At 63.3% G+C, this 23,024-nt stretch carries 18 protein-coding genes; 13 read left to right on the top strand and 5 right to left on the bottom strand.

What is annotated here, in order from left to right; translation table 11 throughout:
* The first annotated feature begins 23 nt into the window (after positions 1-23).
* The 5 genes from NKG60_RS20280 (at position 24) to NKG60_RS20260 (ending at position 6,232) form a co-directional block, all read left to right on the top strand.
* Positions 24-1,952 (top strand): pseudouridine synthase, encoded by a 1,929-nt coding sequence (locus NKG60_RS20280; protein ID WP_352975397.1) that lies wholly within the window; start codon positions 24-26, stop codon positions 1,950-1,952.
* Positions 1,933-2,487 carry a 16S rRNA (guanine(966)-N(2))-methyltransferase RsmD gene (rsmD, locus tag NKG60_RS20275; protein WP_352663183.1) on the top strand — a complete coding sequence of 185 codons (555 nt, stop codon included), beginning with the start codon at positions 1,933-1,935 and terminating at the stop codon, positions 2,485-2,487. Before NKG60_RS20280 ends, rsmD begins: the two co-directional genes overlap by 20 nt.
* A 97-nt stretch (positions 2,488-2,584) precedes the next feature.
* Positions 2,585-3,949 (top strand): M16 family metallopeptidase, encoded by a 1,365-nt coding sequence (locus tag NKG60_RS20270; RefSeq protein ID WP_352663180.1) that lies wholly within the window; start codon positions 2,585-2,587, stop codon positions 3,947-3,949.
* 166 nt (positions 3,950-4,115) lie between these two features.
* Positions 4,116-5,366 (top strand): M16 family metallopeptidase, encoded by a 1,251-nt coding sequence (locus tag NKG60_RS20265; RefSeq protein WP_502903362.1) that lies wholly within the window; start codon positions 4,116-4,118, stop codon positions 5,364-5,366.
* Entirely contained in the window at positions 5,363-6,232 is an 870-nt protein-coding gene (locus NKG60_RS20260; protein ID WP_352663174.1) for a patatin-like phospholipase family protein, read from the top strand. The genes NKG60_RS20265 and NKG60_RS20260 overlap by 4 nt, the downstream gene beginning before the upstream one ends.
* Before the next feature lie 249 nt (positions 6,233-6,481).
* Here NKG60_RS20260 and NKG60_RS20255 read toward each other — a convergent pair whose 3' ends face one another.
* Entirely contained in the window at positions 6,482-7,378 is an 897-nt protein-coding gene (locus NKG60_RS20255; RefSeq protein ID WP_352663171.1) for an MBL fold metallo-hydrolase, read from the bottom strand.
* A gap of 144 nt (positions 7,379-7,522) precedes the next feature.
* Here NKG60_RS20255 and NKG60_RS20250 point away from each other — a divergent pair, with 144 nt between their 5' ends.
* Positions 7,523-8,455: a LysR family transcriptional regulator gene (locus NKG60_RS20250; protein WP_352663168.1), complete on the top strand. Its 933-nt coding sequence runs from the start codon at positions 7,523-7,525 to the stop codon at positions 8,453-8,455.
* 144 nt (positions 8,456-8,599) lie between these two features.
* Here the strand turns inward: NKG60_RS20250 and NKG60_RS20245 are convergent, their stop codons facing one another.
* Together NKG60_RS20245 and NKG60_RS20240 are read right to left on the bottom strand one after the other, a co-directional pair.
* On the bottom strand, positions 8,600-9,139 hold the full coding sequence (locus NKG60_RS20245) for a dihydrofolate reductase family protein (protein WP_352663165.1): 540 nt from the start codon (positions 9,137-9,139) through the stop codon (positions 8,600-8,602).
* 223 nt (positions 9,140-9,362) lie between these two features.
* Entirely contained in the window at positions 9,363-11,093 is a 1,731-nt protein-coding gene (locus tag NKG60_RS20240; RefSeq protein WP_352975452.1) for an adenylate/guanylate cyclase domain-containing protein, read from the bottom strand.
* A gap of 454 nt (positions 11,094-11,547) precedes the next feature.
* Here NKG60_RS20240 and NKG60_RS20235 point away from each other — a divergent pair, with 454 nt between their 5' ends.
* Together NKG60_RS20235 and NKG60_RS20230 are read left to right on the top strand one after the other, a co-directional pair.
* Positions 11,548-12,447 (top strand): HNH endonuclease, encoded by a 900-nt coding sequence (locus NKG60_RS20235; protein ID WP_352663162.1) that lies wholly within the window; start codon positions 11,548-11,550, stop codon positions 12,445-12,447.
* A 416-nt stretch (positions 12,448-12,863) separates the two neighbouring features.
* A complete protein-coding gene (locus tag NKG60_RS20230; RefSeq protein WP_352663159.1) occupies positions 12,864-15,053 on the top strand; it encodes an adenylate/guanylate cyclase domain-containing protein in 2,190 nt (729 codons plus the stop codon).
* A gap of 42 nt (positions 15,054-15,095) precedes the next feature.
* Here the strand turns inward: NKG60_RS20230 and NKG60_RS20225 are convergent, their stop codons facing one another.
* Complete coding sequence (locus NKG60_RS20225) at positions 15,096-15,605, bottom strand: YHS domain-containing (seleno)protein (RefSeq protein ID WP_352663156.1); 510 nt, start codon at positions 15,603-15,605, stop codon at positions 15,096-15,098.
* 27 nt (positions 15,606-15,632) lie between these two features.
* A complete protein-coding gene (locus tag NKG60_RS20220) occupies positions 15,633-16,169 on the bottom strand; it encodes an ankyrin repeat domain-containing protein (protein ID WP_352663153.1) in 537 nt (178 codons plus the stop codon).
* Between the two features lie 627 nt (positions 16,170-16,796).
* Between NKG60_RS20220 and NKG60_RS20215 the strand changes: the two genes are divergently transcribed.
* The 5 genes from NKG60_RS20215 (at position 16,797) to NKG60_RS20195 (ending at position 23,016) form a co-directional block, all read left to right on the top strand.
* Positions 16,797-18,365 (top strand): DUF6600 domain-containing protein, encoded by a 1,569-nt coding sequence (locus NKG60_RS20215; protein ID WP_352975392.1) that lies wholly within the window; start codon positions 16,797-16,799, stop codon positions 18,363-18,365.
* A gap of 209 nt (positions 18,366-18,574) precedes the next feature.
* Positions 18,575-19,624: a LacI family DNA-binding transcriptional regulator gene (locus tag NKG60_RS20210; protein WP_352663147.1), complete on the top strand. Its 1,050-nt coding sequence runs from the start codon at positions 18,575-18,577 to the stop codon at positions 19,622-19,624.
* A 70-nt stretch (positions 19,625-19,694) separates the two neighbouring features.
* Positions 19,695-20,948 carry an ABC transporter substrate-binding protein gene (locus tag NKG60_RS20205; RefSeq protein ID WP_352663144.1) on the top strand — a complete coding sequence of 418 codons (1,254 nt, stop codon included), beginning with the start codon at positions 19,695-19,697 and terminating at the stop codon, positions 20,946-20,948.
* Positions 20,949-21,232: 284 nt separating this feature from the next.
* Entirely contained in the window at positions 21,233-22,159 is a 927-nt protein-coding gene (locus NKG60_RS20200) for a carbohydrate ABC transporter permease (protein ID WP_352975390.1), read from the top strand.
* Complete coding sequence (locus NKG60_RS20195; protein WP_352663138.1) at positions 22,159-23,016, top strand: carbohydrate ABC transporter permease; 858 nt, start codon at positions 22,159-22,161, stop codon at positions 23,014-23,016. The genes NKG60_RS20200 and NKG60_RS20195 overlap by 1 nt, the downstream gene beginning before the upstream one ends.
* Positions 23,017-23,024: the final 8 nt, after the last annotated feature.

Here is a 23,024-nt window from a genome sequence, read left to right as displayed (position 1 = left end):
CCGCGCAAACGAGCAAAGGCCACATGGACGACAAAAACAAGAAATTCCCGCGCAAGGCCGGCCCGAAGCCGGCAGGGCCGCGCGGTCGCGATAGCGCTCCCGGCAAGGGCGGCAAGCCGTCCTTCGGCGCCAAAAAACCCTACACTCCGCGCGGCGACCGGCCAGCAACTGCCGAAGGCGAACGGCCGAAGCGCGACTTCAAAGGTGGCGACCGGCCGTTCAGCAAAGGGCCGCGTCCGGAAGGCAAGCCTTATGAAAAGCGCGAGGGTCCACGCAAGCCTTATGCGCCGCGCGGCGACCGGCCAGCAACTGCCGAAGGCGAGCGGCCGAAGCGCGACTTCAAGGGCGGCGACAGGCCGTTCAGCAAAGGGCCGCGTCCGGAGGGCACGCCCTATGAAAAGCGCGAAGGTCCACGCAAGCCTTACGCACCGCGCGGCGACCGGCCAGCAGCTGCCGAAGGCGAGCGCGGCGAGAGGCGCTTCGACCGTCCCAAGCGTGACTTCGGCGATCGTCCTAAACGTGATTTTGGCGGCGATCGGCCCCATGGCGCACAAAGGGCAGAGGCGGCATCGGATGGTGGCTTCAAGCCGCGCCCGCGTCGCGTCGAGGCAAGGGAAGAAGCCGGAGAACGCATTGCCAAGCGGCTGGCGCGTGCCGGCCTGGCCTCGCGCCGCGACGCCGAGGAACTGATTGCGGCCGGCCGCGTCAAGGTCAATGGCAAGATGTTGTCCTCGCCGGCCTTCAACGTCATGCCCGGCGACATCATCCATCTCGACGGCATGGAGATCCCACCGATCGAGCGCACCAGGCTGTTCCTGTTCCACAAGCCGGCCGGCGTGGTCACGACAAACCGCGATCCCGAAGGCCGCAAGACCGTCTTCGACGTGCTGCCGCCCGGGCTGCCGCGGCTGATGACCATCGGCCGGCTCGACATCAACACCGAAGGCCTGCTGCTGCTCACCAATGATGGCGGCCTGTCGCGCGTGCTCGAACTGCCGGCGACCGGCTGGTTGCGACGCTACCGCGTGCGCGTCCACGGCAAGGTCGAGGAAAGCGCACTCGCGGGGCTGCGCGAAGGCATTGCCGTCGACGGCGTCTTTTATGGTGCCATCGAAGCGACGCTCGACCGCGAGCAGGGCTCAAACGCCTGGCTGACACTCGGCCTGCGCGAGGGCAAGAACCGCGAGGTCAGGAACATCCTGGGCGCGCTCGGTCTCGACGTGACGCGGCTGATCCGCATTTCCTATGGGCCGTTCCAGCTCGACGATTTGCCGGAGGGGCATGTGCTGGAGATCAAGGGCCGCGTGCTGCGCGACCAGCTCGGCGAGCGCCTGGTCGAAGAGTCCGGCGCCAATTTCGATGCCGATATCGCCAAGCCGTTTTCCAACAAGCCGGTCAGGCGTGAGCGCGAGGAGGAGCCCGAGCGGCCGAAATTCACCCGCGACGGGGAACGCCGGCCGATCGGCGAGGGCGGCCTGATCAAGAACCGCAAGCGGCGCGAGGGCAGCCGCGACGAAGCGCTCGGCAAGCTGTCGACAAGCCCTGACAGGAGCTTTGGGCCGAAAAAGAGCTTTGGCGAGCGTGGCCCCAGACCTGAACGCAGCGACTTCGCGGACAAACCCCGTGGCGACAAACCTCGTGGCGGCTTCGGTGGGAAAAAATCCGAACGCGAGCAGCGGCCGATCGAACCGCCGGGCCAGCGCAAGGCCAATGTCTGGATGGCGCCGGGCGCACGGCCGATCGGCAAGGGCAGGGCAGAGGCAGACGCCGCCAAGGCGGCAGAAAACAAGGCGCGCAAGGCATCGTTCAAGCCGTCTTACGGCAAGCCCGGCGGCAAACCGCAAGGCGGCGATGCAAAGCCGTTCGGCAAACCGCGTGGCGAGCGCCCGGATAGTGGTGGCGACCGGCCGCGTGGCGGCCCGAAGGGAAGCAATGCGGATCGTCGGCGGTGAGTTTCGCGGGCGTCCGCTGGCGACGCCCCGCACTTTTGCCATCCGCCCGACCACCGACCGCACGCGTGAGGCGATCTTCAACGTGCTGGCGCATCGCTTTCCTGAAAAACTGGACGGCGCGCGCGTGCTCGACCTGTTCGCCGGCACCGGCGCGCTCGGCCTCGAAGCGCTGTCGCGCGGCGCCTCCTACGCTGTCTTCATCGAGGAATCCGCCGAAGGGCGCGGCCTGATCCGCACCAATGTCGAGGCCTTCGGCCTCACCGGCCGCACCAAGATATTCCGCCGCGACGCGACGGGCTTGGGCGAGGCGGGCACTATCGCCGCATTCGGCCTGGTCTTTGCCGATCCGCCCTATGGCAAGGGCCTTGGCGAACAAGCCTTGCGCTCCGCCAAGGCAGGCGGCTGGCTCGCCCCCGGCGCGCTCTGCGTCATCGAGGAAGCGGCGGCGGCGCCGTTCGAGGCAGGGCCGGGCTTTTCGGTTGTCGACGAGCGCAACTATGGCGAGACGGTCATCCGGTTCATCGAGGCCGCCTGAGTTCGGCTTCCGCGATGGCGCCTTCAAAATGACGAACAATTCGCTTTGCCTCGACCAGCAACCCCGCCTATCGTCCCACCACGAACCGGAGCCACCTATGACATTTCAGGCTGAATGGCTGCGCGGAACGCTCTTGGGGCTGGCCTTGGTGATTGCCGCGCCGGCTCTGGCGGATAACAATCCTGACGACGGCGTCGTCACCGATTTCCTGCTCGACAACGGCATGGAGGTCGTCGTCATCCCCGATCACCGCGCCCCGATCGTCACCCATATGGTCTGGTACAAGATCGGCAGCGCCGACGAGCCGCCGGGCAAGTCCGGCATTGCCCATTTCTTCGAGCACTTGATGTTCAAGGCGACCAGCAACCATGCGGCCGGCGAGCTCGACCGCGCCGTCGCTTCCATCGGCGGTTCGGACAACGCCTTCACCTCCTACGACTACACCGCCTTTCATGAGACGGTGGTGCCGCAGGCGCTGGAGCAAATGATGGGTTTCGAGGCCGATCGCATGCGCAATCTCATCCTCAACGACGACGTCATCAAGACCGAGCGCGACGTCATCCTCGAGGAGCGCCGCTCGCGCATCGATTCCAATCCGCAAGCGGTGCTCGACGAGGAGGTCGACGCCACGCTGTGGCAGAACCAGCCGTACCGCATTCCGGTCATCGGCTGGATGCAGGAGATGGAGAAGCTGAACCGCATCGACGCGATGGCTTTCTACAACAAATATTATACACCCAATAACGCCGTGCTGGTGGTGACCGGCGATGTCGAGCCGGAAACGGTCAAGGCGCTGGCCGAAAAGACCTATGGCAAGATCGCGCGCGGCCCGGATCTGCCGCCGCGCATCCGCCCGGTCGAGCCGGAGCAGAACACCAGGCGCACGGTGACGCTGACCGACGGGCGTGTCAGCGTGCCGAGCTTCACCACGCAATGGGTGGTTCCGTCCTATCACACGGCAAAGCCCGGCGAAGCCGAAGCGCTCGACGTGCTGTCCGAAATCCTCGGCGGCGGCAACCGCAGCCGGCTCTACCAGGAGCTTGTCGTCAGGCAAGGCATCGCCGCCGAGGCCGGCGCCTTCTTCCAGGGCACCATGCTCGACGACACCAATTTCACTGTCTATGGCGCGCCGCGCGGCGATGCCAAGCTTGCCGACATCAAAGCCGCGGTCGACGCCGAGATCGCCCGCATCGCGAAAGACGGCGTTACCAGCGACGAGCTGGAAAAATCCAAGGACCGTTTCGTACGCTCGATGATCTTTGCCCGCGACAAGCAGGAGGACATGGCCAACATCTACGGCTCGACGCTCGCCACCGGCGGCAACGTCCAGGACGTCCAGCAATGGCCGGACCGCATCCGCAAGGTCACCGCCGACCAGGTCAAGGCGGTCGCTGCCCGCTATCTCAATCTCGACCACGCAACCACCGGCTATCTTCTGCCGCAAACCCAGGCTGGGAATTGATGTGATGATGAGCCAGCATGGTCCCGCTCTGCCTTCTCCCCTCGTGGGCTCCTTCCCTTCTCCCAAAAGGGGAGAAGGGAAGCGCGCTCTCACCGGTCCTCTTCTAGCAACCCTGTTCCTCTCCCTTCTCTTCCTCATTCTGCCGGCGCTGTCGGCCCGCGCCGCCATGAACATCCAGGAGGTGACCTCGTCCAAGGGCATCACCGCCTGGCTGGTGGAGGATTATTCGGTGCCGATCGTCGCCATCCGCTTCGTCTTCGATGGCGGCGCGACGCAGGATCCGCCCGGCAAGGAAGGGCTTGCCAATCTGATGAGCGGCCTGTTCGACGAAGGTGCCGGCGACCTCGATAGCGAGGCCTTCCAGATCAAGCTCGACGATGTCGGCGCCGAGATGAGCTTCGATGCGCAGCGCGACGGCATCTACGGCTCGATGCGCATGCTGGCCGAGCAGCGCGACGGCGCGTTCGACCTGCTGCGGGTGGCGGTGAACCAGCCGCGCTTCGACCAGGTGCCGATCGACCGCATCCGCGCGCAGATCCTGTCCGGCATCATCGCCAACGAGCGCGATCCCGATACGCTCGCCCAACGCAAATGGCTGGACGCGATCTACGGCCGGCATCCCTACGCGCGGCCCGACCAGGGCACCAGGCAAAGCGTCGCGACGATCACGCCGGCCGATCTCAGCGCCTTCCACAAGGCGAATTTCGCCCGTGACGGCCTGCATGTCGCGGTGGTTGGCGCCATCGACGCCGAAACGCTGAAGCAGAAGCTCGACCTGGTGTTCGGCAGCCTGCCGGAAAAGCAGGCGCTGACGCCCGTTCCCGACATCGACCTGAAGCTCGGCCAGCAGCTCGAGGTCGTTTACGACCAGCCGCAGGCCTCGCTGCAACTCGCCTATCCCGGCGTGAAGCGGAATGCGCCGGATTTCTTCGCCGCGGTGCTGATGAACGAGATCCTCGGCGGCGGCACCTTCACCTCGCGGCTGTTCGATGAGGTGCGCGAAAAGCGCGGCCTGGCCTATAGCGTCAGCTCCGACCTCGTCGACCACGAGCACTCCGAGGCGCTGTCCATCACCACTTCGACCCGCGCCGACAGGGCGGCCGAGACGCTGGCCGTGGTGCGCGACGTGGTCAAGCGCATGGCCGAGGAGGGGCCGACCGAAGCCGAGCTGGCGGCGACCAAGAAATACATGATCGGCGCCTATGCCATCAACAATCTGAATTCCTCCGGCGCGATCGCCTCAACGCTGGTCGAGATCCAGCTCGGCAAGCTCGGCATCGACTACATGCAGCGCCGCGCCGCGCTGATAAACGCGGTGACACTGGACCAGGTCAAGGCAGCCGCGAAAAAGCTGCTCTCCGCCGAGCCGGCCATCATGGTGGTCGGGCCGAAGCTCGGCGCGGCCAACAAGGGATGAGCCCTAGCTTCGGCATCGCCTTTGGCGGCGGCGGCGCGCGCGGGCTGGCGCATATCCATGTCATCGAGGTGCTGGACGAGCTGGGCATCAGGCCGGCGGCAATCGCGGGTTCGTCGATCGGCGCCATCATGGGCGCCGGCATGGCCTCGGGCATGACCGGCAAGGACATCCACGACTACACGCGCTCGATCCTCGGCCGCCGCGCCGAAGTGGCGACGCGCATGTGGCGGGCGCGGCCCGGCACTTTTGCCGAGGCGGTGCAGGGTGGCCTGCGGGTCAGCCAGTTCAATGTCGAGCGCATCCTCAAGGCGTTCCTGCCCGACGCCATTCCCGAGACCTTCGCCGAATTGAAGATACCGCTGAAGGTGACGGCAACCGATTTCTATGGCCACCAGCTCGCGGTGCTCGACGAAGGCGAGCTGCATTCGGCGCTGGCCGCCTCGGCGGCGATCCCGGCGGTGTTCCGCCCGGTGATGCGCGACGGCAGGCTGCTGATCGATGGCGGCATCTACAATCCCGTGCCGTTCGACCTGATCGAGCTCGACGCCGACATCATCATTGCCGTCGACGTGGTCGGCGCGCCGAGCGAGGCGGGCCGCAAATTCCCGACCTCCGTCGACCTGATGTTCGGCGCCACCCAGCTTATGATGCAGTCGATCATCGCCAGCAAGCTGAACCAGAGTCGCCCCGATATTCTGATCCGGCCGGCGGTGTCGAAATACCGGGTGCTCGATTTCATGAAGGTCGAGGCGCTGATGGCCGAGACGGCGGCGATCAAGGACGAGCTGAAGCGCGAGATCGAAAAGGCGGTCGAAGCGCGCGCCAAAGCCGAAGCCAGCAAGCGCACCAACCGTCTCGGCGGATGATAGGCGTCAGGCGTCCGGCGTCAGCGCCCGCTGGACCATGAGCGTGTCGACATCAGGCGGGCAGGGGCGGTAAGATTGGGCGCGAAGGCCGGCGTTCCTTCGCGCCCCCCTCTGCCCTGCCGGGCATCTCCCCCACGAGGGGGGAGATTGGCTGTCATCGGCGCTTTCGCCTATCACCAGCGTTGCAGGATTGAGCGCCGAGGCTGAAGCTTCCGATCTCCCCCTCGAGGATCGAGATCGGCGCCGTTCTCAGCCCCACTTCATCTCGCCGGTGGCAACCTTGGAGCCGATGTCGAGCGCAACGCCCATGCCGAGGCCGGGAAAGCGGGCTTCCATGGCGCTCTTCAGCGCGGCAGCGTCCTTGGCCTTGGCCAGTTCTTCCTCGAAGGCGATGAGATAGGTCTTGGTGTGCTCGACGCCTGAAAGGTCCGTAGCGGCCTCAGGCGTCATGTGCCCGGGCACGACGATCGCCGGCTTGCGCGCCGCGATCTTTTCGAGATTGGCCAGCCAGGCGGCGCGCAGTTCCCTGGTCGGCGTATCGGCGGTCCAGACATGCACGCCAGCAAAGATCATCACCCCGCCGAACACCGCGTTCAGTGCCGGCACGAAGAGATAGCGCCGATTGGCGAGGCCCTCCGCGGCGACGATCTCGATGCTCTCGCCATCGACGCTGAGCGTCTTGCCGTCGAAAGCTTCGGGGATGACGACATCGGCGAGCGCCTGCGGGCCATTCTCCTTCAGCTGCGGCCCCCAAACGGCGAGTTTCTTTTCGACATTGCCGTTGATGGCGGCCACTGTCTCGGCTGCGGCAATCACCCGTGCCTGCGGGAACGCCTGCTTAATCGGCTTGAGGCCGAAATAATAGTCGGGGTCGGACTGGCTGACATAGATGGTGGTGAGCGTCTTGCCGGTCGCCTTGATCGCCTCGGCCACGGCTCGCCCGTCGGGGTAGGTGAAACCGCCGTCGATCAGCACGGCTTCAGTCGCCCCGGAGATCAGCACCGGCGCGCGGAAGAAGCCGTTTTGCCCGGCCGGAAAATGCTTCCAGGAAAGCCCGCCGGCCGCATGGCCGAACCCGGCGGGAGCAAAGACCGCGGCAGCGCCGGCGGCGAGGGTGGTTTTCATGATGGCTCTCCGTGTGAACATGGATGTCTCCTGGGAATGCGGTACTCGGCGGCGCGCAGCCTCGATGCCTGCAAGATGGCAAAAACGGAATGCGTATTGAAGGCCGACAAAATAGACGTAATGTATGCCATTGCCTGACAATGAGGCATCTGCCATGAGCGAAGCATGAACCTGAACCGGCTGGCCTATTTCGCGGCGGTGGTCGACGCCGGCTCGTTCACGCGGGCTGCCGAGCGGCTGGGCATCACCAAGGCGGTGGTCAGCCAGCAGGTGGCGCGGCTGGAGCGCGATGTCGGAACGACGCTGCTGATCCGCACGACGCGGCGCGTCCATCCGACCGAAGCCGGCCGGACATTCCATGCCCGCTGCCTGCAGGTCCTGCAGCAGGCCGAGGACGCCTTCAACGAGCTCGCGCAGGCGGCAGCAGAGCCGACCGGCACGCTGCGCATCGCCGCCTCCAACGACTACGGCACGTCGGCGGTGGTGCCGGTGGTCGCCGCCTTCAGCGCGCGCTATCCCGCCTGCCGGGTGGAGCTGACGCTGGGCGACGAGACGATCGACCTGGTTTCCGGCCACATCGACGTGGCCATCCGCGTCGGCTGGCTGGCCGATTCCAGCCTGCAGGCGCGGCGCATCGGCACCTTCCAACAGTTCATGGTATGCGGCGCCGGCTTTGCAGACCGGTTCACCGCCGGCGAACCGCAAGACCTTGCCGGGCTGCCCTTCGTCGCAAATATGGCGCTGCGCGAACCGCTGCTATGGCAATTTTCGCGCGGCGACAACGAGCAGCAGGCCGTGCGCATGCAGGCAACGATTTCGATCGACGCGACGCCGGCAGTGCTGGCGGCCGTCCGCGCCGGCGCCGGCCTGTCGGTGCTGCCGGACTTTTTGGTGCGGGACGACCTTGCCGCCGGGCGGCTGGTGCAGATCCTGCCCGAGTGGCGGCTGCCCTCCGGCGGCATCTACACAGTCTACCCCGCCGCCCGCTTCCGCCCGCCCAAGGTGACGAGGTTTGTCGAGATGCTGATTGCGGCCGTGCAGAAGGTGGAGGCAGGCGGGCGGGGGCTGATGGCCGAAGCTGCCAATCTCCCCCCTTGAGGGGGAGATGTCGCCGAAGGCGACAGAGGGGGTCGTCTCGCGTGATGCGCCAACCCCCACTATTGCAAAAGAGGAGCCGCGCCCGGTCAAACCGAACCCCTCTGGCCTGCCGGCCATCTCCCCCTCGAGGGGGGAGATCGGCTGTCACGACCCCAGCCCAGCCGCGTACTCCAGCGCCACCACGCCGTTGCTGAATTGCTTGGCGGAGATCAGCTCGAGCGGCAGTTGCGCGCCGGGCGGGAACAGCAGCTTGCCCTGGCCGACGGCACCGGGGTAGCTGAGCAGCCTGATGCGGTCGACCAGGCCGTGGCGCAGCAATTCCTGCGCGACGCTGAGGCTGCCATGCACATAGATGTTGCCGCCGCTGCCTTGCTTCAGCCCTCTGACCGCGTCCGGCAAGGCGCCCTGCAGCAGCTCTGCCGGCTGCCAGTCGAGCGCCGTCAAGCTGGTCGAGGCGATATATTTCGGCAGCGCGTTGAACCGGTCGGCGAAGTCTCCGGTCTCCTTGGGCCACGAGCCGGCAAAGATCTGATAGGTCGTGCGCCCCAAAAGCATGGCGCCGCTGTCGGCCAGCTCGTCGTCCTTGAATTTTTGCATCTCATCGTTCCAGGCGACGCTCGGCAGCTTCTCGACCTCGGCGATGCCATCGACGCTGATGAATTCGGTGACGATGAGTTTTCGCATGGCGGGTTCCTTTCTGCCGGAGGCGGGCGCGGGTCTTGTGCGAACTGCGCCGTCAACTAGCGCCGCGCTTTGTCAGGGGGAGGGGCTTTCCCCTTCAAAGACCGATACCGTGGGAAAAGCTTCTCCGGCCCGCCCGTCGTTCGGTCATGCCGCAAGGTCCGCTTCGGGTGGGGCCGGTCTTTTTGCCTGTCCCCGATTGGATCTGGTCGTAATCACGGGCTGCCTACAGCTTGGCAATACCGGCTTTCAGCAGTCCTTCGCGGACGTGCTGCACATCAGACTCCTGGGCATAGTGCAGGGTGGCGATAAATGAATCGAGGTCGAATTGGGGATCGAGCGTTCTGATCTTGCCCAGATGCGCCGCGGCCGCGATTTCGTCGCCGAGCCAGCCGTAGCAGGCAGCGGCGAAAGCGTGCTGAGCCGAGTCCATGGTCGACAGATGCATGAAAGCTGCGATCGCCTCGCCATACTGGCGCGCGGCGAAATGCGCCTTTCCCAGATGGCTCCAGAACCTCTCCGGGTGGTGCGGGTTCAACTGCATGGCCTTGCGGATCCATTCGATTCCCTCTTCCGGCCTCCCCAGCCACGTCAATAACTCGCCTTGCTGCACCACCACGAGGTCGTAATTGGGATTGAGGGCCAGTGCCCGCTCTTGATGGTAGCGCGCTGTGGTCAGCTCATTGTTGTTCACGTTCACTGCCGCGAGGATGCGGTGGACATCGGCATCGTTGTTGTCCAGCGCCAGCGCCCTGTCCAGCGCTGCCGAAATGTTGTTCCAGACGGCATCCCTGTCTTTGCACCAGTTATGGACCCAGGCCTGGCCAAGAATGCAGGCCCGCCAGGCATGGGCATGGGCATAATCGGGGTCGAGCGTGACGGCCCTTTCTATCAAGGTTTGCGCGCGTTCATTATCCGCAATCGTGCTTCGGTGATGCAGCACCTTGGCAGCAAGCACACATTCATACGCGGCCATGTTTGCAGGTTTCGCCCGCGCGAGCTGGTCCCGCTGAGCCGCCTCGACACGACCGGGCAGCGTGGCTGCGATCGCCGCCGTCACCTCATCCTGAATCGCGAATATGTCGTCCAGCTTCCGGTCATATTTGTCTGCCCAGATATGAGCGTCATTCGCCGTGTCGATGAGCTGAACCGTCACGCGCACCCTGTCGCCGATCTTGCGGACGCTTCCCTCCACCAGGTATTGGACGGCGAGTTTTTCGGCCACCTCGCGCACATTCACGGCGCGGTTCTTGTAGACGAAGGCGGAATTGCGCGAGATGACGAACAACTCATGGTGGCGAGACAATTCGGTGATGATGTCCTCGGTCAGTCCGTCCGCGAAAAATTCCTGCTCGGGGTCGCCGCTCATGTTGCTGAAAGGCAGCACCACTATCGAAGGTTTCGAGATGGATCGCTTTGCCTCGACTTCTGGCAGGGCAGGACTGTCAAACCCAACGCGATAGAGGCGAACCGGGCGGCTGATGTTCTTTAACGTCTTCTCGCCCAGGTCCTCCATGGCAATTTCGAGCCGGTCGGCAATTTGGGTCGCCACCGCTGCGGTCACGCAGATACCGCCGACGTCGGCGAGTTGCTCGATGCGCGAGGCAATATTGACGCCGTCGCCGAAAATATCATCATCGTCGAAAATGATGTCGCCGAGATTTATGCCGATCCTGAATTCGATACGCCGTTCTTGCGGCACATCCGAATTGCGGCGTTTCATGCGCTGTTGGATTTCCACGGCGCATTTCACGGCATCGGTCACGCTCTGGAACTCAACGAGCATGCCGTCCCCGGTGGTCTTGATGATCCGGCCCTTGTTCTTGGCGATGGCGGGATCGACCAGTTCTATGCGATGGGTCCGAAGACGTGCGAGCGTGCCGGATTCGTCGGCCTCCATTAGCCGACTGTAGCCCGCCATATCGGCAGCCAGAATTGCGGCTAGTCTCTGTTCCATCGCTGAACCAAGAACCAAGCCTACGCTTCCTGGGCTGCCAAATCCAGCACTTTGGGCTTGTGGCTGGAATCAAGAAGTCTTCCTACCGCAGCAGCAAGAAAGGGCGCCTTCCGCCTGGTGGCTGCGAACTCGATCGCATCAATCGCGGGAGGCGCCCCGATCCGCGCGCCAGACCACGCTCGGCAGCTTCTCGACCTCGGCGATCCCGTCGACGCTGATGAATACGGTGACGATGAGTTTTCGCATGGCGGGTTCCTTTTGGCGGGGGCGGATGGCGCTGGTCTTGTGCGAACTGCTCCGTCAACTAGCGCGGCACTTTTCAAGGGGAGGGCTTTCCCTATTCGCTCCCAAAGACCGATGCCGTGGGGAAAAGCTTCTCCGACCTGGACTAAGCTCCCAAGATCGGATTGGTATCTGAGGCAGATATCTCCAAAGAACGAATTGTAAAAAGATCATGGGATTCGGGGTCTTCATTCATCGGTCAGATTCGATCTACAACGACCGCCCCGCTGAGCAATACCAGTTTCCTAGCCAGTATCTGCGCCGCGTCGAAGCATGCGTCGGCGACTGGATTATCTACTACGAGCCAAGCAAAGTAGACGAGAGCCGCGGGTATTTCGCGGTGGCCAAGGTCCAATACGTCATCCCAGACCCCGCGAAGCCTGACATGTACCTCGCTCTGATTGAGCCCGGGACCTATCTCGACTTCGCCAATCCTGTTCCGTTCAACGGGGCGAATGGCATCGTGGAGAAGAGTGTACTCAACGAGGAAGGACGGATTTCCGGTCGCGCCCAATCTGCCGTCCGCCCAATCGGTCCAAGTGATTTCAATCGCATTATCGATCTCGGCCTGGACAACAGTGGGGCATTGCTCCCGCGCATTGATGAGATCGGCACGTCTTTCGGCTTTCAGGATGAGCAGGCGCCATTTGAGTTGGAGCTGAGCCGCGACCGCGTGAGTTACATTGGCTCGCGAATCGTACGGGATCGTATTTTCCGCCGCATCATCTTGCGGGCCTATGACGAACGCTGCGCGATTACGGGACTCAAGTTGATAAATGGTGGCGGGCGAGCAGAGGTTTCTGCCGCGCATATTCGACCGGTTGAAGCCAATGGACCCGATATCATCAACAATGGAATCGCACTGTCTGGTACAGCGCATTGGATGTTCGATCGCGGGTTGATCAGCCTATCCGACGATCTGGAAATCATGATCTCCCGGCAGGTTAACGACCTCGAGAGCGTGCAGGGATTTATAAACAAAACCGGTCGAGCACTTACGCCCAGTCGACATTTTGAACGCCCGCATCCTCATTTCCTACAATGGCACCGCGAGCACTGCTACAAGCAGTGAAAGCACCGTCGGCGTGGGAGTGTGTTGGTGGGCACTTCTGACTCGTCGGAGGCCTTCATTCTCTCGTTGCGAATGGCAGCAATGCGCCCAATATCGGCCGTCGGGATCAGTTTTGCTCTTCCTGCAAGCAGACAGACCGTGGGCCAGTCGTGTTTGCGCCTGATGTCGGCCGTAGGGCAAGCTTTGCCGTCGCCCGAAAGTCTGACGTCGGCGAATACGCTGTAGGTCGCGGTTGCACCATGAGCCGACATTCCGTCGAACATCACCTTTTCGGAATTCAAGGCGAACGCTCGTAGCCGATTTTGTAACGTACCTCATCGGAGAAACGGGTGTGGCTGCTAAGTGTGTATGGTCTTGCCATTGGGCTTTCCTTATAATTCTGCCCAGTGGAACAGGTTCAACATCTCGAACGGAAGTTGGTCGCTATCCTCGCCGCCGACGTGGTGGGGTACAGCCGGCTGATGGGGCTGGACGAGACGGGCACACTCTCGCGGCTCAAGGCGCTCCGGCGCGAATTCATCGAACCCGCGATCGAGGGCTATCATGGCCGCATCGTCAAGCTCATGGGCGACGGCGCTTTGGTCGCGTTCGAGAGCGTCGTCGATGCCGTAGCATGCGCCGTTGAAATCCAACGGGTCACCGCGCAGCAGAACCTCGGTCTTCCCGAAGATACCCGGATCGTGTTCCGCATCGGGATCAACCTTGGTGACGTGATCCCCGACAAGGACGACTTCTACGGCGACGGCGTCAACATCGCGGCCCGGTTGGAAGGACTGAGCGATCCTGGCGGCATCGTCATCTCGGGAACGGCCTACGATCAGGCTCACAACAAGCTCGGCCTGACCTTCAAGTCTCTCGGCGAACAGCGTCTCAAGAACATTCCAGAGCGGGTCCGCGCCTATCGGGTTCTGCTGGAACAGACCGCAGGAGCCAATAAGTCGCGCTCTCGGCGATGGCCTGTGATCGGCGCCACGGTGCTCGTTCTGGCTCTGATAGCGGGGATTGCGGTGATTCTCTGGCCGCAAGCGATTGCCCTGCTGCCCGGTCACGGTTCCACCCCGGTCGGTTCGTCGGTCGGCGAGCCCTCCATCGCCGTGCTGCCGTTTACGGATCTTAGCGAGAAGGCAGGCCAGGATTATTTTGCGGAAGGGCTCGCAGACGATCTCATCACCGATCTCTCGAAGATCTCGGGGCTCCTCGTCATCGCACGCAACTCCGCGTTCTCCTTCAAGGATCGATCCCTCGACGTCGACGAGATCGCGGCGCAGTTGAACGTCCGTTACGTGGTCGAGGGCAGCGTCCGGCGGGAGGAAGATCTAGTCCGCATCAATGTCCAGCTCATCGATGCCCAAACGGGGAGCAACATCTGGGCCGAGCGATACGACCGCGACTACTCCAGGATATTTGCACTTCAAGACGAAGTGATCGGGCGTATCGTTGAGGCACTTTCGGTGCGTCTGACGGAAGGCGAACGAGCACAGATTGCTCGCCTCCCCACGCGAAGCCTGGAGGCATACGATTTCTACACCCGAGCCGAGCAGAAGGTTTATGTGGTCGACAACAGGTCTCTCGGAGAGACCCTGTCCCTGTATCAAAAGGCGATCAAACTCGATCCTACGTTTGCAGATGCTTACTCGGGCTATGCCCGCGCCACGGTGGACGTGCTCGGCTTCGACTACCAGGTGCTCATGCTCAGCGCCGTCGCTCGCCAGCGCTCCTACGAAGCGGCAGGGCGGGCGCTGGAGCTCAATCCGCAATCTGCGCGCGCCTATGCCGTGCTCGGCATCCTGCAGATGCTGGACGGCGAATGGGACCAGGCGATCGCGTCGGTCCAGAAAGCCGTCGCGCTGGACCCGAATGGCGCGGAGGCGGAGCTCAATCGGGCGATCGTGCTGACCTACGCAGGACAGAACCTGGAGGCGCTGGCAGCGATGGAACGCGTGTTGCGGCTCGATCCCAAGCCGCGCGCTCAGGTCTTCGACTATTACGGCTTCGTGCTCTACATGAACCATCAGTACGAGAAGGCTTTGCAGGCGCTGAGCAAGGTCCAGCCGGGAGAGCGCAGCGACCTTGGTCTCGAAACGCTGGCCATGGCAAATGCGCGGCTTGGCCGCATGGCCGAGGCGCACGATGCGGCTGCAGCTATCCTGAAAGAGATACCCGAACAGAACCTCGCTGGTTATCGTGTCGTTTACGCCCACCATCGGCGGCAAGAGGACCTCGATCACCGGCTGGGCGCCCTTCGCGCCGCGGGGATTCCCGAGCGGAGCTTCGATTTTCGCGGGCGGGAGGAGGACCGCCTGGGTGCCGCCGCGATCCGAGCCCTAACGGGCGATCGGACATGGGTAGGACATCAACACAATGGCGCAGCCTTCGTCATGGAGCTGAGTGCAAATGGAGATGTCGCACTGAGCTCGCAAAGCAGCATCATCACCGGCACGTCCAGCGTGGATGGCGACCTCTTCTGCACGCAATCCACCGCGACCTTGCTCGGCCGCAAGTTCTGCGCCCCGGTCTATCGCAATCCCCAAGGGAGCAGCGATAAGCAGGACGAGTATGCTTGGCCGGACTCCGTCACAGTCTGGTATTTCTCGGTGTCTCCGTGACGGGCGCCATTCAACTTGCGGGCTCACGACATCGCGCCGGAGCTAGTTGGCGGCCGCTCTAGCCTCGAATTCCTTCGCCTCCACTGCGGGCCATTCGGCTTCCCCTTTCGCAATGACAGGCGCCGGGTTGGCATCGAAGTCTTCCTCCAGGCCCTCCTTTCCGGAGAACAGGAAGAGCTTGCCATTGACGATGCGGAAGGCTTCCGGGTCAAGGTTCGCGGATGCCTCCTTAACTGACATTCCCCCGGTGCAGAAGCCGCCGAACTGAGGGGCATAGCGCACCGGCTCGGAAACAAAGGCATCCCGGTGTTGGACGCTGGCGAAGTACCACGTTGCTCCGAGCCACTTCCTCGAGATCTTGGGCGAACCCATCGTCGCGCGACCGTCGGTGAAATATGCTACCGGATCATAACCCAGGATGGCGACATTGCCGAAGTATCCGGTGTTCACTCCGTCGCCGGCGTGGGATCCACCGGTGCCGAAGAGGAGGAAGGCGGCGGCTACTCCCGCGCAAAGCAAACTGTCAAACGTTCTGGAACGGTTCTCTGTCATGTTCTCCTCCAGTAGCCTTTCTCGATGTCAGTTGCCGAGGGCGATGCACACCTTGTACGACGACCCCATCGTTTCCTTGGGTTGGCATTTTGCGCCGTGCTTCTTGAGCAAAACCATCACGTCGGTGCTCTGATAGAATGTCGCGCGGCTGAGAGGCGTGTACCCGTATTCCTGGATTGCCTCGACCTGTGCGCCGTGCGAGATCAACAGCTCCGCGATGGCCGTCTGGTTCTCTTCTGCTGCCACATGCAGCGGCGTGATCTTGTGCGTGCTCAACGCGTCGACCTCGGCCCCGTGGTCGAGCAGCAATTTTGCTATGTCCAGGCTTCCTGAGTAGGCTGCCGCATGTAGCGCGGTGAAGCCGCGATCGTTGCGGGCTTCGATGTCCGCCTTGGCCCCGATCAACGCAATGGCGACCTCGGTCTTGCCGGCAAGCGCCGCATCGATCAGCGGGGTCTGACGGCTCTCGTCGCGATCGTTCACATTGGCGCCTTGTGCCAGGAGTTCGGCAACCTTTCCGGCGTCGCCCTCCCGAGCAGCGTCGTTGAGCGGCCCGGCCGTCACCGCACCGACGGCAAACCAAGAAATGAAAGCAACGACCAGAGCCCGACTGACAAGCCGAAGCCAACCGGTTTCGAAAAGCCTGACCCGGATCGGGAAGGCCCTCGGCAGCAACAATCGCCTGTAGACCGTCATCGTCTGACCCTCCGGGCGCGCTCGCCCGCGGATGGACGTGTATGAGATCAGTCTAATACATTTGGCGCAGCGGAGCCATAGGGTGTCCGGGTTATGCGCGAGTCGAAGTCGCGCGAGGCGCCCTGTGTCACCCCCGGCAGCGGGCTATCCGGGCACCAGCACCACGACCGCTAGAATGGCCATCAGCAGGCAGGCGGCCAGGCCGATCATATCGTGCTGCCGGAAGCGCCAGACGGCGTGGCGAGCATTAGGACGCCGATGACGGCGATTTAGAGTGGAACGAGGTTCATCCTTTAAAAGGGCAGCCCACCAGCCTTGCGCTTGTGCGTAGGCGCGAAGTTTAGTGTCAGCTTCTTGATGGGCGCGCTGGCAGTGTCGCTTGGGGAGAACCCTGTGTTTCCGTAGAAAAAGGCGATGTCGAACTGACCATCCTTCGCGAAAAAGGGGGCCGAATGTCTGGAATGGGTCAAACCCGGGGGCCGCCTAACCCAGGCAATGTCCGCTTATGCGCCTTTAGTTACCCAAAGTGGACCGACGGCTTCCGGCCCGATTGAGACGTCCACAAAGCTTCGTGCGATGCCAAGCCGCGCGCGAGCGGATGCGGGCAACGTCGGCAAAGTGGAACAATCCGGCAGCCGGCGGGTTTGTAGGATGAAGGGCGATCTGTTTCGGAGGAAGATTACGATGAAACGCGTCCTTGCCCACCATGCGGTGCGACTGATGCTCGGCGGCGTAACCGCCTGTCTGCTGACGGTCGCCCAAATTCCCAACCCGATTGCGCCATCGTCGCTCGTGTCCGAGGCAAGGGCTGCCACCACCGTTTCGATCAGCACATTCTACGAAGACCTGTCTTCCTATGGTGATTGGGTGTCGTATCACGGAGCGACCGTTTTCGTGCCGGTTGATGTACCTGACGGTTGGCGTCCGTATACCGTTGGACACTGGGCCTATACCGAGCAGTATGGCTGGCTGTGGATATCCGACGAGCCATTCGGCTGGGCGACGTACCATTACGGCCGGTGGGGCTATGCCGACGATATCGGCTGGTACTGGGTTCCAGGCACCCGTTGGGCGCCGGCTTGGGTGAGTTGGCGTCGTGACAGGGAGCATATGATTTGGGCTCCGCTGCCGCCGCGCCGCGATCCGGATTTGATTTCGATCGAGGTGACCTTCGACACGACGCCGGATTATTACTGGGTTGTGGTCCCCACCCGCGAATTCCTTGCTGCGGACATTTCTACCGTCGTCATCCGTGATGAGCCGGAGTTTGTGCGCATTGTCGAGGCGGCCGAGCCGGCCGGCGACGTGACGATCCAGAACAATGTGGTGATCAACAAAGTCATCGATGTTGATGTGATCGAGAAGGAGACGGACCAGAAGGTGACTGCCGTCAAGGTCAGCAAGACCGACGCACCCGAGCAGTCCGGCAAATTGAAAAACGATACGGTCACGGTCTTTCAAGGTGAGGTGAAAGCCGATGCCGATGCCAAACCAGCTAAGCTCAAAGACATCGAGGAGGTGAAGCAGGTTCAGGCTGGCCGCAAATCGAAGCCGACCGAAGGCGCAGCAACGACCGAGCAGGCCGAGCCGGAAAAAACCGCCAAGCCTGAGAAGCCGACGACCAAGGAGCAGCCCGCCGCCGGGCAGCAGCAGACCGAGCCCGAGCAGGCGGCCAAGCCTGAGAAGCCGAAGACCAAGGAGCAGCCGGCCGCAGAGCAGCAGGCCGAGCCTGGCAAGGCGGCCAAGCCTGAGAAGCCGAAGACCAAGAAGCAGCCCGCCGCCGAGCAGCAGCAGGCCGAGCCGGAACAGGCGGCCAAGCCTGAGAAGCCGAAGACCAAGAAGCAGCCCGCCGCCGACCAGCAGCAGGCCGAGCCGGAACAGGCGGCCAAGCCTGAGAAGCCGAAGTCCAAGAAGCAGCCCGCCGAGCAGCAGCAAGTCGAGCCGGAACAGGCGGCCAAGCCTGAAAAGCCGAAGGCCAAGGAGCAGCCCGCCGAGCCGGAACAGGCGGCCAAGCCACAGAAACAGAAAAACAAGGCGTGCGATCCGCAGACTGAGAGTTGCTAGCCGTACGGGTAGACTGCGGCACCGCGATTATTCGATCGCGGTGCCCGCTGAACGGCCATTCCCCCCTTGCAATCCCCACATCCTTCGTCCTAATCTCCCTGAGAAAACCTTTTCCCAACCGCCCTCGTAGCTGCTGACCTCACCAATCAGCACTCCGCAGGGCCATAAGAGAAAAGCTTTTCTCAATGGGGAGGATCGATATCCAAATCATGGCGTCCGATGCGCAGCCAACGCCTGTCAAGCAGCCCGTCACTCTCCGTGAGGTGGCAGCCATTGCTGGCGTCAGCGTTGCCACGGCGTCGAAAGCGCTGAACGGGCAGGGGCGGATGACGGCCGAGACGCGAACCCGGATTCGCGAGACGGCGCAGCGGCTTGGCTTTCGCCCGAACAGCCTGGCGCAGAGCCTGCTCAGGCGGCGCTCCTTTACCGTCGGGCTGTTGACCAACGACACCTATGGCCGCTTTTCGCTGCCGCTGATGGCCGGCGTTTCCGATGCGCTGGTCGATGCCGGCGTCTCGGTGTTTTTGTGCAATGTCGAGGACGACCCGCGCCTTGCCCAGCTGCATGTCGATGCCATGCTCGACAAGCGCGTCGACGGCATCATCGCCACTGGCAAGCGCATCGACCGCCACCTGCCGGTCGACCTCGCCAATCTCGGCATTCCGGCGATCTACGCCTTCACCGAGCCCGATCCCAATGCCATCGCTTTTGTCTCTGACGATGCCGGCGGGGCGCGGCTGGCGGTCGAGCATTTTTGCCGGCTTGGACGCCGGCGCATCGCCCATGTCAGCGGTCCCGCGAGCTTTGCCGTGGTGCATGCGCGGGCCGAAGCCTATCGCGAGGTGCTGGCCGAAAACGGCCTGCCGGTCATGGAACCGCTGCTCGGCCCGTGGTCGGAGGCCTGGGGCCACGAGGCGGTCAGAAAACTGTTCGACGGCGACGACGGCACGCGCGAAAAGCCCGATGCGGTGTTTTGCGGTAACGACCAGATCGCGCGCGGCGTCATCGATGCCTTGCGTGAGCGCGGTATCGGCGTGCCGGACGAGGTCGGCGTCATCGGCTTCGACAATTGGCAGATCGTGGCCGAGGCGACCCGGCCGCCGCTGACCTCGGTCGACATGAACCTGGCCGCGCTCGGCCGCGAGGCCGGCCTTGCCTTGCTTTCGCTCGTCGGCGGCGAACCCGCTTTGCCGGGCATCAGAAAACTGCCGTGCCGGCTGGTGGTGCGTCAGTCATGCGGCCGTCCGCCGGACGGCTGAACGAAACGGGCCGTGTCGATAGTCACCCGCTTGGGGGCGCGGCTGAATTAAAACCATGTGGAGGAGAAGCATGAGAACCACCATTACCGGGCTCGCCATCGCCGCGAGCATTCTGGGCACGCTGGCAACAGCCGGCTCGGCCGCCGCCGACACCGCCAACATCTGGGTTCGCGCCGACGGCTCGAACTTCATGCCGCGCATTGTCGATGCCTTCAACAAGGGGCATCAGAACCAGATCAAGCTCGACATCATCCCCAATGCCGAGATCATCCCGAAATACGGCGCAGCCGCCGCCGGCGGCACCGCGCCCGATGCGCTCTCGCTCGACCTGATCTACACGCCGTCCTTCGCCGCCGCCGGCCAGCTCGAAGACATCACCGACTGGGCGAAATCGTTGCCTTATTTCGCCAGCCTGTCGCCGGCGCATGTCAAGACCGGCACCTATAAGGGCCGCATCTACGGGCTGCCGTTCTCGGCCGATAGCTCGGTGCTGATCTGGAACAAGAAGCTGTTCAAGCAGGCCGGCCTCGATCCGGAAAAAGGCCCGACCAACTGGGCCGAGATCGAAGCCGACGCCGAAAAGGTCAACGCGCTCGGCGGCGACATCAAGGGCTTCTACTTCTCCGGCAATTGCGGCGGCTGCAACATCTTCACGTTCACGCCGCTGATCTGGGCCTCGGGCGGCGATATCCTGACCGAGGACGGCTCCAAGGCGACGCTGGATACGCCGCAGATGCGCGGCGCCATCGACCTCTACCGTTCGATGGTCAAGAAGGACCTGGTGCCATCAGGCGCGCAGACCGACACCGGCTCCAACTTCTTTGCCGCCTTCGCCACCGGCAATATCGGCATCTCGCCGTCCGGCGCCTTCGCCATCGGCGCGCTCAACACGCAATATCCCGATATCGACTACGGCATCACCTTCCTGCCCGGCAAGGATGGCGGCTGGTCGTCGTTTGCCGGCGGTGACAATTTCGTCGTCACCAAGGGCACCACCAAGGTCGCGGTGGTGAAGGAGTTCCTCGACTTCGCCTATTCGCTCGAAGGCCAGACCATCCTGGCGAAGTACGGCAGTCTGCCGGTGCGCGGCGACATCGCCAATGAGGCGCTGAAGGACCTCGACCCGCGCTACAAGGTCGCCGCCGAAGCCATGTCCAAGGGCCGCACGCCCTATTCGGTGGTGTTCAACGATCTGATCAACTCGGCCAACGGGCCGTGGAACCAGATGATGAACGAGGTCTTCTTCGGTGAAGACGTCGACGGCGCCATCGCCAACGCGCAGGAGACCATGCAGTCGATCATCGATTCGGCGCCGCAGAAGTAAAGCGCCCACCTCCCCCTCGAGGGGAGGTCGGACCGCAGGTCCGGGTGGGGTCGTTGCGGCAGTGCTCGACGTTCTTTTCTGTTGGCGCACTTCGCAGGCGACCCCACCCGCAGCACTCCACCTCCCCTTAAGGGGAGGTCGGACCGAAGGTCCGGGTGGGGTCCTCAGTGAAACGCGCCGACAGAAAGAAAACGTCGGCGCACGTCGCAGAGGACCCCACCCCCGGCCTTCGGCCGGACCCTCCCCTCAAGGGGAGGGGGACGTCCCACTAATGGAAGACCCGCATGACCACCATCACAGCAATCTCCGCCCCGGCACGCCCCCGCAAACTGGTCGGCGCCGGGCGCCGGCAGTGGATCGGCCTGCTCTATGTCGCGCCGGCCGTTGCCCTTGTTGTCGTCTTCTTCATCGTGCCGCTTTGCATGACCGCATGGATGTCGCTGCACAACTGGCCGCTGATGGGCGCGCATAGTTTCATCGGCCTCGACAATTACTGGGCGATCCTGCGCGATACCCGCTTCTGGAACGCGCTGAAGTTCACCGGCTATTACACCGTGGTGGTGACGATCGCGATCTTTGCCGTCGCCTTTCCGCTGGCGCTGTTCATCGAAAGGCCGCGGCAGCTGACCGGCTTCTACCGCACGTCCTTCTTCATGCCGGCGGTCATCGGTTTTGCCTCGGCCAGCCTTTTGTGGTCGTGGCTGCTCAACGTCGATTCCGGCCTGTTCAGCCCGGCCGCCTTCGAGCTTGGCCTGACCGAGAAGAAATTCAACCTGCTGGCGACCTTCCAGCCGGCCTTCTGGTCGATCATCGCCATGGTGGTGTGGAAGGTGGCGGGCTTCACCATGATCATCCTGATGACGGGCCTGCAATCGATCCCGCCCGACCTGCAGGAGGCGGCGATGATCGACGGGGCAGGGCCATTCGCGCGGTTCCGGGCGATTACCTTGCCGCTGATGCGCCGCACGCTGGCGCTGGCGCTGATCCTGTCGGTCGCCGGCTCGATCCTCGCCTTCGACCAGTTCTACATCATCCTGCGCGGCGGCCCGCGCAACCAGACGCTGACCGCCGTCTACTGGATCTTCAACCAGTCCTTCGTGTCGTTCAAGCTCGGCTATGGCGCCGCCCTATCGATGGTGCTGCTGGTCATCCTGGTGGCGCTCAGCCTCATCCAACTGCGGCTGCTGCGCCAGCACGAGGGGGGCGACTGATGGCGCAGGCAAGGAGCCGCAAACGCCGCATCGGCATGCAGATCGCCGAGCACGCGACCGGCATCATCGCGTCGATATTGTTCCTGGCGCCGATCGCCTGGACGGTGCTTTCGGCCTTCAAGCCGGCGCAGGAGGCGCGCCAGCCGCCGCTGCCGCCCTGGCCGACCAGCGGCATCTCGCTCGAGAACTACGCCACGCTCAACACCTTCGGCGATGGCCTGTGGCTGCCGGCGCAAAACAGCATCTATGTCTCGGTGATGACGGTGGTGCTGTCGGTAATCGTCAGCGTGCTCGCCGGCTACGGTTTCTCGCGCTTCCGCTTTCCGCTGAAGAACCTGCTCTTCGTCGTCATCCTGTCGACGATCATGATCCCGTTCCAGTCGATCCTGACGCCGATCTTCCTGGTGCTGACAAAAATCGGCCTGCACAACACACTGACCGGGCTGGTCTGCGTCTACGTCACGCTGCAGCTGCCGTTCTCGATCTTCATGATGCGCAACGCCTTCGACGCGGTGCCGCGCGAGATCGAGGAGGCCGCGCGCATGGACGGCGCCAACAATGTCACCATGCTGCTCAGAGTGATGCTGCCGCTGGTCTGGCCGGGCATCGTCACCATCGCGCTGTTCGCCTTCCTCGGCGCCTGGAACGAGTTTCTGGCGGCCCTGGTGCTGATGACCGACCAGTCCAAATTCACGCTGCCGATCATGATGACCGCGCTGCAGTCCGGCCGCTTCGGCGCCATCGACTGGGGCGCGGTGCAGGCCGGCGTCACCGTGATGATGGTGCCGTGCCTGGTGCTCTTCTTGGCTCTGCAGCGCTTCTACATCCGCGGCCTCATGGCAGGGGCCGTGAAGTGACCACAAGA

The sequence above is a fragment of the Mesorhizobium sp. M1428 genome (assembly GCF_040317515.1).
GTDB lineage: Bacteria > Pseudomonadota > Alphaproteobacteria > Rhizobiales > Rhizobiaceae > Mesorhizobium.
The sequence above is the reverse complement of the archived record's forward strand: the minus strand, read 5'-3'. Positions and strand labels throughout refer to the sequence as shown.